Consider the following 527-nt stretch of genomic DNA (forward strand, 5'->3'; position numbering starts at 1 on the left):
GGTGATTGAAAGTGTGCCGTCTGGGCGCCGCACGGCCTCGACGTGGAGATCGGGCGCGCTGGACAGGTCCACGCCGATGACGACCGCCTCCGGCGCTTCCGCGCCCCAGACATCCCAGCCCGGCGGTGATTGAAAGTGTGCCGTCTGGGCGCCGCACGGCCTCGACGTGGAGATCGGGCGCGCTGGACAGGTCCACGCCGATGACGACCGCCTCCGGCGCTTCCGCGCCCCAGACATCCCAGCCCGGCCGGGCGGTGCGGGCGTTCATTTCGATCTTCGGCAGGTTCGGGAAATAACCTTCGATCAGCTCTTGCGGAACCAGTAGCCGGTGCCGAGGCTGCCCTTGTCCCAGACGACGTGAGACTTGTAGCTGTGTGCCCATGGCCGGCGCCGGGATGTCGCCGCGCGTGCCGACGAGCAGCAGCTCATGCTGGTTGCGGAACCAGTAGCCGGTGCCGAGGCTGCCCTTGTCCCAGACGACGTGAGACTTGTAGGCAAAGCCCCATGCCGCCATGACGCGCAGCGCG

1 protein-coding gene is annotated in these 527 nt (G+C 68.1%); it reads right to left on the reverse strand.

Annotated elements, in window-relative coordinates:
• A partial coding sequence (locus AB4Y92_RS25460) for an MT-A70 family methyltransferase (protein ID WP_441822147.1) occupies positions 1-527 on the reverse strand: 527 nt, incomplete at both ends.

The organism is Lysobacter sp. TAB13 (assembly GCF_052113885.1).
In the GTDB taxonomy this organism is placed as follows: domain Bacteria; phylum Pseudomonadota; class Gammaproteobacteria; order Xanthomonadales; family Xanthomonadaceae; genus Lysobacter; species Lysobacter gummosus.